We start from the raw sequence: 13,975 nt of genomic DNA, 5'->3' as shown, positions 1-13,975 counted from the left end.
ACTATCGCTGCCGGCTCGCCTTTGTGATGGCGCTTGTGGCATCGGCGTTTCGCTGGGCTCGGCTGCAGGCCTGATGTCTGATCGACCTAATTCGGACCGCTGCAACCGCTTTCAGATTTGACGGCAAGTGGTACCGTGCCCGGCCTGCTCCGATCTCCACGTCCGTTGGATTTCTGACCGAATTGCCACAACCCGCAATCAACTTGGCCAACTTGCAGTTTCTCGCACCGGGTATATGCTTCAACACGCAGATTAGGGGAGCCAATAGCACTTCCGTGCTAGGGCATATCGAAAGGAACCACATGGCCAAGCGAGTTCAGGTGATCCACACTGACGACCTCGACGGCTCCGCAGCCGCCGAGACGATCGCTTTCTCGCTCGACGGAGTGAGCTACTCCATCGATCTCTCTACCGCCAACGCCAAGAAGCTTCGCGATGCTTTCGCCCCCTACATCGCGGCCGGTCAGCGCGAGCGCACTGCTCGTCGGGCCGGTGGAAAGCGCAAGGCCGGCGGCACCGCCGCCACCGATATTCGGGCATGGGCGGTCTCGGAGGGAATGCAGGTTTCGGCCCGCGGCCGCGTGTCGGCCGAGGTGCGCGAGGCCTACGAGCGCGCTCACAGCTGAGCAAGATCCGGTTCGCCTCCGGCCTCAGATTGAGCCGGAGGCGAACACGGGACTTCGGAGCACCGTCGCAGCGTTGACTAAGCTGTTGGTGCCATCGGTGACGGGTTGGCCCCGTTGGGCCGTCGCCGGGAAAAGGAGTTCTCCGGAATGTTCGACCGCTTCACTGACCGTGCCCGTCGGGTGATCGTCCTGGCTCAGGACGAGGCCCGAATGCTCAATCACAACTACATCGGTACCGAGCACCTTCTGCTGGGCCTGATCCATGAGGGTGAGGGTGTCGCAGCCAAGGCGCTGGAGTCGATGGGGATTTCGCTGGAGGCCGTCCGCGAGCAGGTCGAGGAGATCATCGGCCAGGGCCAGCAGGCGCCGACCGGCCATATTCCGTTCACTCCGCGCGCCAAGAAGGTGCTGGAGTTCTCAATGCGCGAGGCGCTGCAGATCAACCACCCCTACATCGGTACCGAGCACATCCTGCTGGGCCTGATCCGTGAGGGTGAGGGCGTTGCCGCCCAGGTGCTGATCAAGCTCGGCGCCGACCTGAACCGGGTTCGCAACACTGTCTTGCAGCTGCTGTCCGGCTACCAGGGCAAGGAGGCGGCCACCGCCGGTGCTCCCGAGTCCGGTCCGGCCGCGTCGGCCCAGACCATCCTCGATCAGTTCGGACGCAACCTCACCCAGGCGGCTCGAGAGAACAAGCTCGACCCGGTGATCGGTCGCGCCAAAGAGATCGAGCGGGTGATGACGGTGCTGTCCCGGCGCACCAAGAACAACCCGGTGCTGATCGGCGAGCCCGGTGTCGGCAAGACCGCAGTCGTCGAGGGCCTGAGCCAGCAGATCGTCCGAGGCGACGTCCCCGAGACCCTGCGTGACAAGCAGATCTACACCCTTGACCTGGGTGCGCTGGTGGCCGGCTCCCGGTACCGCGGTGACTTCGAGGAGCGCCTGAAGAAGGTGCTCAAGGAGATCAAGACCCGCGGCGACGTGGTCCTGTTCATCGACGAGATCCACACCCTGGTCGGAGCCGGTGCGGCCGAGGGTGCCATCGATGCTGCGTCCATCCTGAAGCCGATGCTGGCCCGTGGCGAGCTGCAGACCATCGGGGCCACCACCCTCGACGAGTACCGCAAGTACATCGAGAAGGACGCCGCTCTGGAGCGCCGGTTCCAGCCGATCCAGGTGGCCGAGCCGTCCATCGCGCTGACCATCGACATCCTTCGCGGCCTGCGTGACCGCTACGAGGCGCACCACCGGATCACCATCACCGATGCTGCCCTGACCGCGGCCGCCCAGCTGGCCGACCGCTACATCTCCGACCGGTTCCTGCCGGACAAGGCCATCGACCTGATCGACGAGGCCGGCGCCCGGCTGCGGATCAAGCGGATGACCGCGCCGCCGGACCTGCGCGAGTTCGACGAGAAGATCGCTGCGGTGCGCCTGCAGAAGGAAGCCGCCATCGACGCCCAGGACTTCGAGCTGGCTGCCGGGCTGCGTGATGACGAGCGTAAGCTCAACATCGCCCGGGCTGAGCGCGAAGAGGCCTGGAAGACCGGCGACTCGGACGTCCCGGCCGAGGTCGGCGAGGAAGAGATCGCCGAGGTGTTGTCGGGTGCCACCGGCATCCCGGTCTTCAAGCTCACCGAAGAGGAGTCGGCTCGACTGCTCAAGATGGAGGAGGAGATCGGCCGGCGCTACATCGGCCAGCACGACGCGGTCAAGGCGCTGTCGCGTTCGATCCGGCGTACCCGGGCCGGACTGAAGGATCCCAAGCGGCCCAGCGGTTCGTTCATCTTCGCCGGCCCGTCCGGCGTCGGCAAGACCGAGCTGACCAAGGCGCTGACCGAGTTCCTGTTCGGTGACGAGGACGCCCTGATCACCCTCGACATGAGCGAGTACTCCGAGAAGCACACCGCCTCCCGGATGTTCGGTTCGCCTCCTGGCTACGTGGGTTACGAAGAGGGCGGCCAGCTCACCGAGAAGGTGCGCCGCAAGCCGTTCAGCGTGGTGCTCTTCGATGAGATCGAGAAGGCCCACCCGGACATCTTCAACTCGCTGCTGCAGATCCTGGACGAGGGTCGTCTGACCGATGCCCAGGGCCGGGTGGTCGACTTCAAGAACACCGTGATCGTGATGACCACCAACCTGGGTACTCGCGACATCTCGAAGTCGGTGAACCTGGGCTTCAGCCAGAACACCGACGAGGTCGGCAGCTACGAGAAGATGAAGGCCAAGGTCTCCGACGAGCTCAAGCAGCACTTCCGCCCTGAGTTCCTGAACCGGGTGGACGAGATCGTGGTCTTCCACCAGCTCACCGGCGCCGACATCGAGCGGATCGTGGACCTGATGGTCGCCCAGATCGAGCTGCGGCTCAAGGATCGCGACATGGGCATCGAGCTGACGTCTGCGGCCAAGGCGCTGATCGCCAAGCGTGGTTTCGATCCGATGCTGGGAGCGCGTCCGTTGCGGCGGGCCATCCAGCGCGACATCGAGGATCAGCTTGCCGAGAAGATCCTGTTCGCCGAAGTGCTGCCCGGCGAGATCGTCGTGGTCGATGTGGCCCCGGAGGGATCGGAGTTCCCGTTCACCTTCACCGGTCAGCGCAAGCAGCCGGTTCCGGACTCACCGACGGCGGACGTCGTCCAGCCCTGACGTAATAGAAAAGCGGCCCGGTTCTTCGGAACCGGGCCGCTTTCGCTTGTCCAGGAACTCAGCGGTAGAACGCGGCCATGCCGACAACTCCCAGCACTATGACGCCGATCATCAGCAGCCAGATCACCGAGGTGATGAGGCCCAGCACCCAGCCGACGGTCAGGGTGCCGCTGGAGCCCCACCGGCCGGGGTAGGCCTTCATCTCGGCGCGGGCCTTCGAACCCATCACCCACGCGACCGGCGCGGTGAGCGGGAACAGGAACATGCCGATCAGGCCGAGGACCAGCACCACCGTCGAACTGGGGTGGTCGGGCGCCATCGGATAGCCGTAGCCGTAGGGCTGCTGCTGCTGGGTGGCCATCTCTTGCCCGTAACCGGCATAACCGGACGGCTCGGGGTAGCCGGCCTGAGCCGGCTGCGAGTAGCCCGAAGACTGTCCGTAGGGGGCCTGCGGGTAGCCGGTCGGCTGGGCGTACCCGGTCGGGTTCGGATACCCCGTCGAGGCGGACGCCGACGGGCCGGGCTGCAGCTGGGGCTGCGGATAGGTGGGCTGGGCGTAGGCAGCCTGCGCCTGGTAGTTCAGCCCCGGGTAGCTGGTCGTGGTCGGTTCCGCGGCCGGTGTGGGCAGATCCCACAGGTGGCTGGACGCGGAGGTGTCCGGCTGGGTCGAGTCGGGCAGGCTGAACGGGTCAACCCTGGTCGGCTCGTCGAACTTCGGGAACGTCAGATCGTCCGCCGGCGGCGTCGCCTCGGCGCCCGGAGTGGAGTCAGCGGTCGGATCAGTCATCTCTGCCCTCACAAAGTCATGGTGTGTCTGCCTCAAAGGTACCGGCCAGGTGTGCAGTACGGATCAGGTAACCCCGTGGTTCGGCGTGGTGTGCCCCTGGTCTTGGCCGGGTCGACCTAGCCTTGGCCTATGGGCTCGGTGCTGCATCCGGTGGGTGAGCGGCCCGCCGCGGTCTACTGGCTCCGTCGCGCCCTCGTGCTGCTGGTGCCGCTGGCCCTGATCGTCGGCCTGGTCTGGCTGTTCCTGCCCAAGGGCCCGGCGCCGCTGGCTGCGGCGCCACCGACCCGCCCGGCCAGCCCGAGTGCCCCGATCACCACTCCTGCCCAGACTGCTGCCCAGACTCCCACCGCCTCCGCCAGCACTCCGTCCACCCCGGTGGCGCCGACGGCCTGTGCCGCCGAGAGCCTTTCGGCCAGCCTGGCCGGCTACGGGACGGTGAAGGCTGGCGGCACCCAGCCATTCAAGCTCACCCTGACCAGCCAGGCCGACGCCGACTGCCTGTTCGACGCCGAGGTCGGCACCGTCGAACTCGCGGTGAGCAGCGGGGCGGACCGGATCTGGACCACCGATCACTGCGCCAAGCTGTTGCCCGGCAAGACCCTTACCCTGAGCAAGGGCAAGCCGGTCGAACTCGGCATCGACTGGCCGGTGAAGCGCTCGGCCAAGGGCTGCAAGACCACCAAGGACGTGCTCGGTGCGGGCACCTATGTGGCCACGGCCACCTATCGCAATGTGACCTTGGCCCGGAAGGTGATGTCGGTCACTGCCAAGTAGCGGTCGTCGGCGGACGGCAGCCCATGTCGGCAGCAGCGGGACGTCCTCGCAGACCGATCAGCCGGCCTGCTCGACCACACTGAGCTGCGGACGCTCCGGATCAGTCTTCTTGCGCAGCCCGAGGACGGCCAGCGCGTTGGCCACGGTGGTCACCTCGACGGCGCGGAGTGCACCCACCCGTCCGCCGCAACCGGGCGGGACCAGGGCCACCTGGAAGCCCAGCCGGGCCGCCTCGGCCAGCCGACGCTCGACGCCGGGGACCCGGCGCAGCTCGCCGGACAGGCCGATCTCGCCGATCGCCACCACCGGCCGGGCGAAGGACTGGTCACAGGCCGCCGAGGCCACCGCGATCGCCGCAGCCAGGTCGGAGGCTGGATCGATCAGCCGGGCACCGCCCACGGTGGAGACGTAAACCTCCTTGTTGTGCAGCTTCACCCCGGCCCGGCGCTGCAGGACGGCCAGCAGCATGGCCACCCGTCCGGACTCGACGCCGTGAGTGACCCGGCGCGGCATCGGGGCCGCGCTCGGCGCCACCAGCGCCTGGATCTCGGTGAGCAGCGGACGCCGCCCGGCCAGCGAGATGCTCAGGCAGGTGCCGGGGGCCGGCTCGGCATGCAGGGCGGTGAACAGTCCGCTGGGGTCGGCCACCTCCCGGATGCCGTCTTCGGTCAGCTCGAAGCAGCCCACCTCGTCCGCCGGGCCGAAGCGGTTCTTCGCGGCCCGGAGCAGCCGCAGGCTGCTGTGCGGCTCGCCTTCGAAGTTGAGCACCACGTCGACCAGGTGCTCCAGGGTGCGCGGGCCGGCCACAGTGCCCTCCTTGGTCACGTGGCCGATCAGCAGCACCGGCATGGCCCGCTGCTTGGCCACCCGGACCAGAGCAGCGGTCACCTCCTTCACCTGGGCGACCCCGCCCGGGGTGGTGTCCACTCCGGGCACCTGGACGGTCTGCACCGAGTCGAGCACCAGCAGTTGCGGGGAGAGCTCTTCGATGTGGCCGAGGATCGCACCCAGGTCGTTCTCTGCGGCCAGGTACAACTCGTCCACTACGGCATGGGTGCGTTCGGCGCGAAGCCGCACCTGGGCGGCGGACTCTTCGGCGCTGGCGTACAGGGTGCGGCGCCCGGCCCGGGCCCAGCGACTGGCCACCTCGAGCAGCAGAGTGGACTTGCCGACCCCGGGTTCACCGGCCAGCAGCACCACCGAACCGGGGGTGATCCCGCCGCCGAGCACCCGATCGAGTTCACCAACTCCGGAGCCGAGGGACGCGGCCGCGGCCAGCGAGACCTCGGTGATCGGCTGGGCCGGGTTCACCGGAGCAGTGGCCCCGTGGGTTGCGCTGACTCCGACCTCGGCGATGCTGCCCCAGGCTTGGCACTGTGGGCAGCGTCCCAGCCATTTGGGTGCGCGCCAGCCACACTCACTGCACTGATGGGACTGCGGGACGGTCTTGGCCATGTCCCGAAGCTACGTCCCGGCTCTGACAGAACCGGAGGCGGGGATCGCTAGATCTTGACCTTGCCGTTGGGGGTCTGGAAGGTGGCCGAGAGAATGCCGGGCTGGCCGTACTCGGAGCTGAACTTGATCCGGACGCCGTCGACGACCTCGCCGATCTCGGTGCCCAGCCAGTCCTCGACCCGAGAGCGGGTGCCGGCGATCTCGATCCGATCCAGCTTGATCTCGCCGTGCAGCGCACTGGGCAGGAGCTCCGGCTCGGAGGTCCAGCGGATGAAGTAGGGCAGCTGCGGGTCGGCGATCAGGCCCTTGATCCCGATCTGATCCCACTCCAGCAGGCGTCCGTCGGGGAAATGCCGGGAGCCACGGACGGCCTGGCGGTCGAGACGCTGCTCGAACGGGCTCAGGTCGTCCACCGAAATCACCCAGCCGAGCCAACCGCCGCCCATCTCCGAGCGCGCCCGGACGGCCTGGCCGAACGGCGCCTTCTCGGCTGCCGGGTGCTCCAGGACCTCGACCACTTCGAGATAGCGGTCGTCGGCCAGCGGAAGGATGTGGCTGCGGGTGCCGAAACGGGGGTGGAAGCCGCCGTCGCGGAAACGGGCACCGAGCAGGTCACCCAGGCGCTCGGCCTCGGCTTTCAGTCCGGCGGGGCCAGCCGCGAAGGTCAGATGATCGACACGCATAGGGCCATTCTGGCTGTCAAGGGGGCCGGACGCGAAATCGGCCCGATCTGCGAGCACCCAGCGACGTCGTCGAATTGTGCCTCGCCTACCATGGACGGGTGGCTGAACCCCTGGACGGCACGTCGCCGGTGGTGCTTTCCACGTCCTCGGTGTTCCCCGAGTCGACGGCATCGGCCTTCGCCCTGGCCCGGCAACTCGGCTATGACGGCATCGAGTTGATGGTGGGCACCGACAGCGTCTCGGCCGATGTCGACCAGGTGGCCGACCTTTCGGCCTATCACGAGGTGCCGGTCCTGGCCGTCCACGCGCCCACCCTGCTGCTCACCCAGCGCACCTGGGGGATCGATCCCTGGGAGAAGCTGGAGCGCTCGGCCATGGCCGCGAACCGGCTCGGGGCCGGCGTGGTGGTCGTGCATCCGCCGTTTCGCTGGCAGCGCGGCTACGCTCAGGACTTCACCACCGGGGTGCGCCGGCTGGCCCAGAGCACCGGGATCCGGTTCGCCGTGGAGAACATGTATCCGTGGCGCGGGCCGGGCGGCGGCGAGTTGCGGGCCTATGCGCCCAGCTGGGACTGCGCCCAGCTCGACTGCGACCACCTGACCTTGGACCTTTCCCATGCGGCCACCGCGCGGCTGTCGTCGCTGGAACTGGTCCGGGACTGGGGTGAGCGGCTCGCCCACGTCCATCTGACCGACGGGACGCATAGCTCGGCCGACGAGCACCTGCTGCCCGGCGACGGTGACCAGGACCCGTCCGCTGTGCTGGCCGAGTTGGTCAAGACCGGTTATCGGGGGCAGATTGTGCTGGAGGTCGGCACCCGCGGCATGAGTCGGACGGAACGTCGCGACGCCCTGGCCAGCTGTCTGGCCTTCGCCCGACAGGGACTGAACCGAGAGGGACAAGGATGAGCGAGGCTCCGCTGGCCGAGGTGGCCGTCGAGGAACGTCCGCGGTTTCGTCCGGGCTGGGAACTGCTGCTGGTGCTGGGCGTCTCGCTGGGCCAGTCGGCGGTCTACTCGGCCCTCTCGCTGGCCGACAAGCTGACTCGCGGCAAGCCGCTGAATCAGCAGACCACCACGATCACCTCGTCGGTGGCCGCCGAGCGTCCCTGGCTCGATTTGTCCTACCAGGTCGCCAATCTGGTGTTCCCGCTGATCCCGGCGTTGCTGGCGCTGTATCTGCTGCACCTGACCGCAGACCGGCGCCGGATCGGCTTCGACCTGCGTCGGCCGTGGTTCGACTTCGGCTGGGGCTGGGCACTGACCGCTGGCATCGGGATCCCGGGCCTGGCGCTGTACTTCACGGCGCGGGCCATCGGCATCAACACCAACGTGGCCCCGGCCAACCTGGCCCAGAACTGGTGGACGGTGCCGGTGCTGATCGGGGTGGCCCTGATGAACGGCGTCCTCGAGGAAGTCGTGATGATCGGCTTCTGGTACACCCGCACCAAGCAACTGAACTGGCCGCTGTGGACGATCGTGCTCGGCTCGGCGCTGGTGCGGGGCAGCTACCACCTGTACCAGGGCTTCGGCGGCTTTATTGGCAATGTGGTGATGGGTGCGGTCTTCGGTCTTGTCTATCTGAAGACGAAACGGATCGGCCCGCTGGTGGTGGCCCACGTGATCTTGGACCTGTTCTCGTTCGTCGGCTACGCGCTGATCGCCCCGTACGTCTCCTGGCTGTAGCGGCGTCCTCGCCTCGCCTCGGCGAGGCGAAGGCTCGGGCGTCATCCTGGCTGAGCCCGGATGGAGGTGCAGATGACGGCTGTCGCGCGAAGTCGGACCTTCGGGGTGCTTGCTGACTAGGCTGGCGGCATGGACTTCGACCCGATGGACCCTGGCTCCGGCTTCGACCAAGGATCTGGGCCTGTGCCGGGCATGGACCCGCACTTCGACTCGATGCTCTTGATGATGCAGATCTTCATCGGGCTCTTCTTCGCGGTGGTGATCGGGATGATCATCCTGGCCATCGTCAGAGGCGTGTTGCCCAAGATCAAGAATGCGCAGTCGCCGGAGGTGAGTGCCGCGGCCGAGGTCCGGGACAAGCGGATCGAGACCAGTGGTGGCGGGACGTCCATGATCGGCTCCGGCATGAACGGTGTCGGCACGGGCTTTCAGAGCTCGAACAACCCGATCCACCAGCAGCATTACGTCACCTTCGAGCAGGCGGACGGGACCCGCTTCGAACTCGAGGTTCCGGCCAGCGAGTACGGCCTGTTGTCGGTCGGGGATCGCGGTTCGGTGTCGATGAAGGGCACCCAGTACTTAGGTTTCTCCAGAGAAATCCTTCGCTGAGCGTGCATTAGGCGGACCTTCAGGGGGCTTTCAGTCCGCCCCGCTAGGGTTGCCACCATGCGTGTTGGTGTATTCGGAGCGACCGGTCAGGTCGGCGGCGTGATGCGGACCCTGCTGGCAGAACGTAACTTCCCGGTGGACGAGATCCGCTTCTTCTCTTCGGCCCGCTCGGCCGGAACCAAGCTGCCCTGGGCGGGCGGCGAGATCGTGGTGGAGGACACCGCGACCGCCGACTTCTCCGGGATCGACATCGCCCTGTTCTCGGCCGGAGCGTCCACGTCGCGCGAGTTCGCCCCCAAGGTGGCCGCAGCCGGTGCGATCGTGATCGACAACTCCTCTGCCTGGCGGATGGATCCGGACGTCCCGCTGGTGGTCAGCGAGGTGAACCCGGAGGACGCGCTGAACCCGGCCAAGGGGATCATCGCCAACCCGAACTGCACCACCATGGCCGCCATGCCCGTGCTCAAGCCGCTGCACGACGCCTGGCGGCTCACTCGGCTCACGGTGGCCACGTATCAGGCCGTCTCCGGCTCCGGGGTGAAGGGCGTCCGCGCCCTGGCCGACCAGACCGCTGCCGCGGTCGACCCGGCCCGGCTCGCCCTGGACGGCACCGCGGTGCCGGCCGGCGACCCGACACCGTATGTGAAGCCGATCGCCTTCAACGTCGTCCCGCTGGCCGGTTCGCTGGTCGATGACGGCAGTGGCGAGACCGACGAGGAGCAGAAGCTGCGCAACGAGTCGCGCAAGATCCTGCACATTCCCGACCTGCTGGTCGCGGGCACCTGCGTGCGCGTCCCGGTGTTCAGCGGCCACTCGCTGAGCATCCACGCCGAGTTCGCCGAGGAGACCACGGTCGCCCAGGCCACCGCACTGCTGTCCACCGCCCCCGGGGTGGCGCTGTCGGACGTGCCGACCCCGCGCGAAGCGGCCGGCGCCGACCCGAGCTTCGTGGGCCGGATCCGCACCGACCAGTCGGTGCCCGGCGGACACGGCCTGGTGCTGTTCATCAGCAACGACAACCTGCGCAAGGGGGCCGCCCTCAACGCCGTCCAGATCGCCGAAGTGGTGGCCTCGCGATGAACAGCCTGGCGGTGGTCGGCGCCGGCGTGATGGGGGAGACCCTGATCGCCGGGCTGATCCGGGCCGGCTGGGAGCCGAGCCAGATCACCGCCGCCGATCGGCACGCGGCTCGACTGACCGAGCTCAGCGCCCGGCACGGCATCTCGATCGCCGACACCGAACCGGCTGTGGCCGGGGCGGATGCCGTGGTGATCGTGGTCAAGCCGCAGGATGTGGCCGAGGTGCTGCCGCAGGTGGCGTCCGCGCTGCGTCCAGGTGCCTTGGTGGTGTCGCTGTGCGCCGGTGTCTCGACCAGCCGACTGGAGGCTGCGCTGCCTGATGGCACTCCGGTGGTCCGGGTGATGCCCAATACCCCGGCCCAGGTGGACGAGGGGATGGCCGCCATCTCCGGCGGCTCGTCGGCCACTGCCGCCAACCTGGAGTTCGTCACCGGCCTGCTCAGCGCGGTCGGCAAGGTGGTGACCGTCCCGGAGAAGTACCAGGACGCGGTCACCGCGATTTCCGGCTCCGGCCCGGCCTACCTGTTCTTCGTGGTGGAAGCCATGATCGACGCCGGTGTGATGCTCGGCCTGCCGCGAGACATCGCCACCACCTTGGTGGTGCAGACCATGTACGGCTCGGCCAAGCTGCTGGCCGATTCCGGGGAGCACCCGACCGTGCTGCGCGAGCGAGTCACCTCGCCCGGCGGCACCACTGCGGCCGCGTTGCGCGAGCTGGAGGCGAACAAGGTCAAGGCTGCTTTCATCACTGCCATGGAGGCCGCTCGCGACCGCAGCCGGGATCTCGCCGGCTCATGATCGTCCCGGCCGGCGAGGAGCTGCCATGTCCGAGGCCACGCCGTTCTGGCTGACCGCCTTCGCCGACTTCCCCGCGTCCGAGTTCGACGCGGGCGTGGATTTCTGGGTGGACGCCACCGGACACCGGCTCTCGGCTCGCCGCGGCCAGTTCGAGGAGTTCGCCAGCCTGCTGCCGCACACCGGGGACGAGTACCTGCGGGTGCAGCGGCTCGGTGACGGCCCCACCCGGGTACATCTGGACCTGCACGTCACCGACCCGTGGACGGCCGCCGAGACCGCGGAGTCGCTGGGCGCGGAGCTGATTGCCGACTTCGGCCACGGCTACCTGGTGATGCGCTCCCCGGCCGGCCAGGTGTTCTGCCTGGTCACCCAAACTCTCGGCGCGGTGCCCACGCCGGTGGACTGGCCCGAAGGTCATTTCAGCCGGGTCACCGAGGTCTGCCTGGACGTCCCTGCGGTGCACTATCCGGCCGAGGTGAGGTTCTGGAAGTCCTTGTTGGGTGGCGATTGGGCGGCTCGGGGCGGCGATGATCCGCTGGTTCGCCGGGCGGCCGGCGACTGGGCGCTCGGGCTGCTGCTGCAGCCGGCCGTGATCGCCACCGAGGTTTCCGGGCACCTGCACATGAGCACCGACGATCGTCCGGCCGAGGTCGAGCGGCTGACCGCGCTCGGTGCCCAGTCCCGGGCGGTCCGCAGCGGCTGGACGGTGATGGAGGCGCCCGGCGGGCTGAGCCTGTGCGTCCTGGATCTGGGCGACGGCCGCACCCCATGAGTGCGCCGACCGGCTGGTTCGTCGGCCTGGCCACCCTCGATGTCGTGCAACGGGTGGACGGCGTCCCGGCCCCCAATCAGAAGGTGGTGGCCACTGACACCTGGCTGGCCGCCGGCGGCCCGGCCGCCAATGCCGCGATCGCCTTCGCCGCGCTGGGTGGACGTCCGGTGCTGTGGACGGCGATCGGCCACGGAAGTGCGGCGGACGTGGTCCGCGCCGACCTGGCCGGTGCCGGGGTCGAGGTGATCGATGCCGCCCCGCCGGGCTTCGAGCTGACGGCGTCCTGCGTGCTGGTCGATAGCGCCACCGGCGATCGGATCGTGGTCTCCGGTTCGGCGCATCAGCCGGACTTCCCGACGCTGCCGGCGCCCGAGCTGGGGCGGGCCCAGGTGCTGCTGGTCGACGGCCACCATCCCGCGCTGGCGCTGCCGGCGGCCCGGTTCGCGAACGAGCGAGGCCTGCCGATCGTGGTGGACGCCGGCTCCCACAAGCCGAGCTTCGATGAGCTGTTCCCCCTGGCCAGTGACGTCCTCTGCTCGGCCGATTACGTCCACCCCGGCGGGCTGGACGCGTCCGCGCTCCTGGCCCTGGGCCCGCAGCTGATCTCTGTCAGCCATGGCGCCCAGCCGCTGCAGTGGTGGACGGCCACGGCGACCGGTCAGGTGGTCCCGGACTCGATCCGGGCTGCGGACACCCTCGGTGCCGGCGACGTCCTGCACGGCGCCTATGCCTACGCGCTGGCCGCCGGATTGCCGCGAACCCAGGCCCTGGCCCTCGCGGTGGCGGCAGCCTCCACCCGGGTGGCCAGTATCGGCCCCTTCGTCTGGCGCAGCGCGCTTCACAGCCTGCTCTCCTGAGCTTCAGCCGCACTGCGCAGGCTCGCTCCCGCGCTCTCAGCAGGATTGCTCGGCTCACCCTCTTGACGAAGCCGGGGGCAGCGCCGGACTATTGCATCGAAGCGCTTCGACTAAGCGCTTCGATGCTCTCGAGGAGGCGAGCGTGGCGACCATCGCTGACGTGGCACGTAAGGCCGGCGTATCGGTGTCGACGGTCTCTTATGCCTTGTCCGGCACTCGTCCGATCAGTGACGAGACCCGCCAGCGGATCCAGGTCGCCATGCGCGAACTCGGCTACCACCCCAATGCCATGGCCCGCTCCCTGGCCTCCCGGCGCAGCAACGTCATCGCGCTGATCTACCCAGAGGTGGCCACGGTCGGCAACACCGGCGGCGAGTTCGTCCAGGCCGCTGCCCAGCGAGCCCGCGAGTCGGGCTATCAGCTGGTGCTGTGGCCGTTCCGCGACTCCGAGGGCAAGGAGATGCGCAACCTGGCCCGCCAGGGAATGGCCGACGGCGTCCTGGTGATGGAGGTCTGCCTGGACGACGACCGGATCGACATTCTCGAGGCGGCCAAGATCCCCTACGCCATGATCGGACGTACTCGCGACGTCTCCGCTCGTCCCAGCGTCGACATCGACTTCGAGGCCACCGTAATCGGTGCCATCGACCACCTGGCCGGCCTGGGCCACCGGCACATCGCGTTCATCAATCACTCCCAGGAGCGGATCGACGCCGGCTACGGCCCGGCCGTCCGGGCCGCCGCGGCCTTCGATGAGCAGATGGCCAAGCGCGGCCTGACCGCGCTCAGCCGCGCCTGTGAGGACTCGCCGGTGGTCGGCCGCAAGGTGACCGCCGACCTCCTCACCTCTGATCCCCGGGTGACCGCCTTCGTCACCATGAACGAGTTGGCCACCTTCGGGGTCTATGCCGAACTCCAGGCTCGCCGCCTGGCCATTCCCGACGACGTCTCAGTGCTGGGCATCGTCACCTCGCCCGGGGTGGGCACGCTGAGCTACCCGGTCTTGAGCACCATGCACTCCCCGGGCGGGGAACTGGGACGGCTGGCAGTCGACTGTCTGCTCAGCCAGCTTGATCCGGCCCGCCAGCCGATCCCGAATCAACTCATCGCCTGCGTGCTGGAGCCAGGGATGAGCATTGGTCCAGCCCGGACCATAGCGAACGTCGACCTTGGTCGTTCGTGACCGCCGGAACCCCGGCAAGAAC

14 protein-coding genes are annotated in these 13,975 nt (G+C 68.4%); 11 read left to right on the top strand and 3 right to left on the bottom strand.

The annotated features are described in order from the left end of the window. Window positions 1-302 precede the first annotated feature (302 nt). Both ATK74_RS11230 and ATK74_RS11225 read left to right on the top strand, forming a co-directional pair. Window positions 303-626: a histone-like nucleoid-structuring protein Lsr2 gene (locus tag ATK74_RS11230; protein WP_098461115.1), complete on the top strand. Its 324-nt coding sequence runs from the start codon at window positions 303-305 to the stop codon at window positions 624-626. A gap of 147 nt (window positions 627-773) precedes the next feature. Then, complete coding sequence (locus ATK74_RS11225) at window positions 774-3,272, top strand: ATP-dependent Clp protease ATP-binding subunit (protein WP_098461114.1); 2,499 nt, start codon at window positions 774-776, stop codon at window positions 3,270-3,272. Between the two features lie 58 nt (window positions 3,273-3,330). Here ATK74_RS11225 and ATK74_RS11220 read toward each other — a convergent pair whose 3' ends face one another. Beyond that, entirely contained in the window at window positions 3,331-4,059 is a 729-nt protein-coding gene (locus tag ATK74_RS11220; RefSeq protein ID WP_098461113.1) for a DUF4190 domain-containing protein, read from the bottom strand. 129 nt (window positions 4,060-4,188) lie between these two features. Between ATK74_RS11220 and ATK74_RS11215 the strand changes: the two genes are divergently transcribed. Next, window positions 4,189-4,833 (top strand): hypothetical protein, encoded by a 645-nt coding sequence (locus ATK74_RS11215; protein WP_098461112.1) that lies wholly within the window; start codon window positions 4,189-4,191, stop codon window positions 4,831-4,833. A gap of 57 nt (window positions 4,834-4,890) precedes the next feature. Here ATK74_RS11215 and radA read toward each other — a convergent pair whose 3' ends face one another. Then, complete coding sequence (gene radA / locus ATK74_RS11210) at window positions 4,891-6,288, bottom strand: DNA repair protein RadA (RefSeq protein ID WP_098461111.1); 1,398 nt, start codon at window positions 6,286-6,288, stop codon at window positions 4,891-4,893. Window positions 6,289-6,335: 47 nt separating this feature from the next. After that, complete coding sequence (locus tag ATK74_RS11205) at window positions 6,336-6,971, bottom strand: VOC family protein (protein WP_098461110.1); 636 nt, start codon at window positions 6,969-6,971, stop codon at window positions 6,336-6,338. A gap of 98 nt (window positions 6,972-7,069) precedes the next feature. Between ATK74_RS11205 and ATK74_RS11200 the strand changes: the two genes are divergently transcribed. The 8 genes from ATK74_RS11200 to ATK74_RS11165 all read left to right on the top strand — a co-directional run bounded on the left by ATK74_RS11200 (window position 7,070) and on the right by ATK74_RS11165 (window position 13,953). Then, complete coding sequence (locus ATK74_RS11200; protein ID WP_098461109.1) at window positions 7,070-7,879, top strand: sugar phosphate isomerase/epimerase family protein; 810 nt, start codon at window positions 7,070-7,072, stop codon at window positions 7,877-7,879. Beyond that, entirely contained in the window at window positions 7,876-8,655 is a 780-nt protein-coding gene (locus ATK74_RS11195) for a CPBP family intramembrane glutamic endopeptidase (protein WP_098461108.1), read from the top strand. Before ATK74_RS11200 ends, ATK74_RS11195 begins: the two co-directional genes overlap by 4 nt. Before the next feature lie 129 nt (window positions 8,656-8,784). Further along, window positions 8,785-9,264, top strand: coding sequence for a DUF2500 domain-containing protein (locus ATK74_RS11190; RefSeq protein WP_098461107.1), 480 nt, complete (start codon window positions 8,785-8,787; stop codon window positions 9,262-9,264). Window positions 9,265-9,321: 57 nt separating this feature from the next. Next, a complete protein-coding gene (locus tag ATK74_RS11185; RefSeq protein ID WP_098461106.1) occupies window positions 9,322-10,344 on the top strand; it encodes an aspartate-semialdehyde dehydrogenase in 1,023 nt (340 codons plus the stop codon). Next, window positions 10,341-11,141, top strand: coding sequence for a pyrroline-5-carboxylate reductase (gene proC, locus ATK74_RS11180; RefSeq protein ID WP_098461105.1), 801 nt, complete (start codon window positions 10,341-10,343; stop codon window positions 11,139-11,141). The genes ATK74_RS11185 and proC overlap by 4 nt, the downstream gene beginning before the upstream one ends. Before the next feature lie 25 nt (window positions 11,142-11,166). Beyond that, entirely contained in the window at window positions 11,167-11,913 is a 747-nt protein-coding gene (locus ATK74_RS11175) for a VOC family protein (RefSeq protein ID WP_098461104.1), read from the top strand. Beyond that, entirely contained in the window at window positions 11,910-12,770 is an 861-nt protein-coding gene (locus tag ATK74_RS11170; protein WP_098461103.1) for a PfkB family carbohydrate kinase, read from the top strand. Before ATK74_RS11175 ends, ATK74_RS11170 begins: the two co-directional genes overlap by 4 nt. A gap of 142 nt (window positions 12,771-12,912) precedes the next feature. Further along, entirely contained in the window at window positions 12,913-13,953 is a 1,041-nt protein-coding gene (locus ATK74_RS11165) for a LacI family DNA-binding transcriptional regulator (protein WP_169923827.1), read from the top strand. Window positions 13,954-13,975 lie beyond the last annotated feature (22 nt).

It is taken from the genome of Propionicimonas paludicola (assembly GCF_002563675.1).
GTDB classification, from domain to species: Bacteria; Actinomycetota; Actinomycetes; order Propionibacteriales; family Propionibacteriaceae; genus Propionicimonas; species Propionicimonas paludicola.
Note: the sequence above shows the minus strand (reverse complement) of the source record. Positions and strands in the feature narration are given on the sequence as shown.

Excerpts from the sequence above, each read along its gene's own strand:
- ATK74_RS11230 (WP_098461115.1), top strand. The coding sequence starts at position 303 with ATGGCCAAGCGAGTTCAGGTGATCCACACTGACGACCTCGACGGCTCC.
- ATK74_RS11225 (WP_098461114.1), top strand. The coding sequence starts at position 774 with ATGTTCGACCGCTTCACTGACCGTGCCCGTCGGGTGATCGTCCTGGCT.
- ATK74_RS11220 (WP_098461113.1), bottom strand. The coding sequence starts at position 4,059 with ATGACTGATCCGACCGCTGACTCCACTCCGGGCGCCGAGGCGACGCCG.
- ATK74_RS11215 (WP_098461112.1), top strand. The coding sequence starts at position 4,189 with ATGGGCTCGGTGCTGCATCCGGTGGGTGAGCGGCCCGCCGCGGTCTAC.
- radA (WP_098461111.1), bottom strand. The coding sequence starts at position 6,288 with ATGGCCAAGACCGTCCCGCAGTCCCATCAGTGCAGTGAGTGTGGCTGG.
- ATK74_RS11205 (WP_098461110.1), bottom strand. The coding sequence starts at position 6,971 with ATGCGTGTCGATCATCTGACCTTCGCGGCTGGCCCCGCCGGACTGAAA.
- ATK74_RS11195 (WP_098461108.1), top strand. The coding sequence starts at position 7,876 with ATGAGCGAGGCTCCGCTGGCCGAGGTGGCCGTCGAGGAACGTCCGCGG.
- ATK74_RS11190 (WP_098461107.1), top strand. The coding sequence starts at position 8,785 with ATGGACTTCGACCCGATGGACCCTGGCTCCGGCTTCGACCAAGGATCT.
- ATK74_RS11185 (WP_098461106.1), top strand. The coding sequence starts at position 9,322 with ATGCGTGTTGGTGTATTCGGAGCGACCGGTCAGGTCGGCGGCGTGATG.
- proC (WP_098461105.1), top strand. The coding sequence starts at position 10,341 with ATGAACAGCCTGGCGGTGGTCGGCGCCGGCGTGATGGGGGAGACCCTG.
- ATK74_RS11175 (WP_098461104.1), top strand. The coding sequence starts at position 11,167 with ATGTCCGAGGCCACGCCGTTCTGGCTGACCGCCTTCGCCGACTTCCCC.
- ATK74_RS11170 (WP_098461103.1), top strand. The coding sequence starts at position 11,910 with ATGAGTGCGCCGACCGGCTGGTTCGTCGGCCTGGCCACCCTCGATGTC.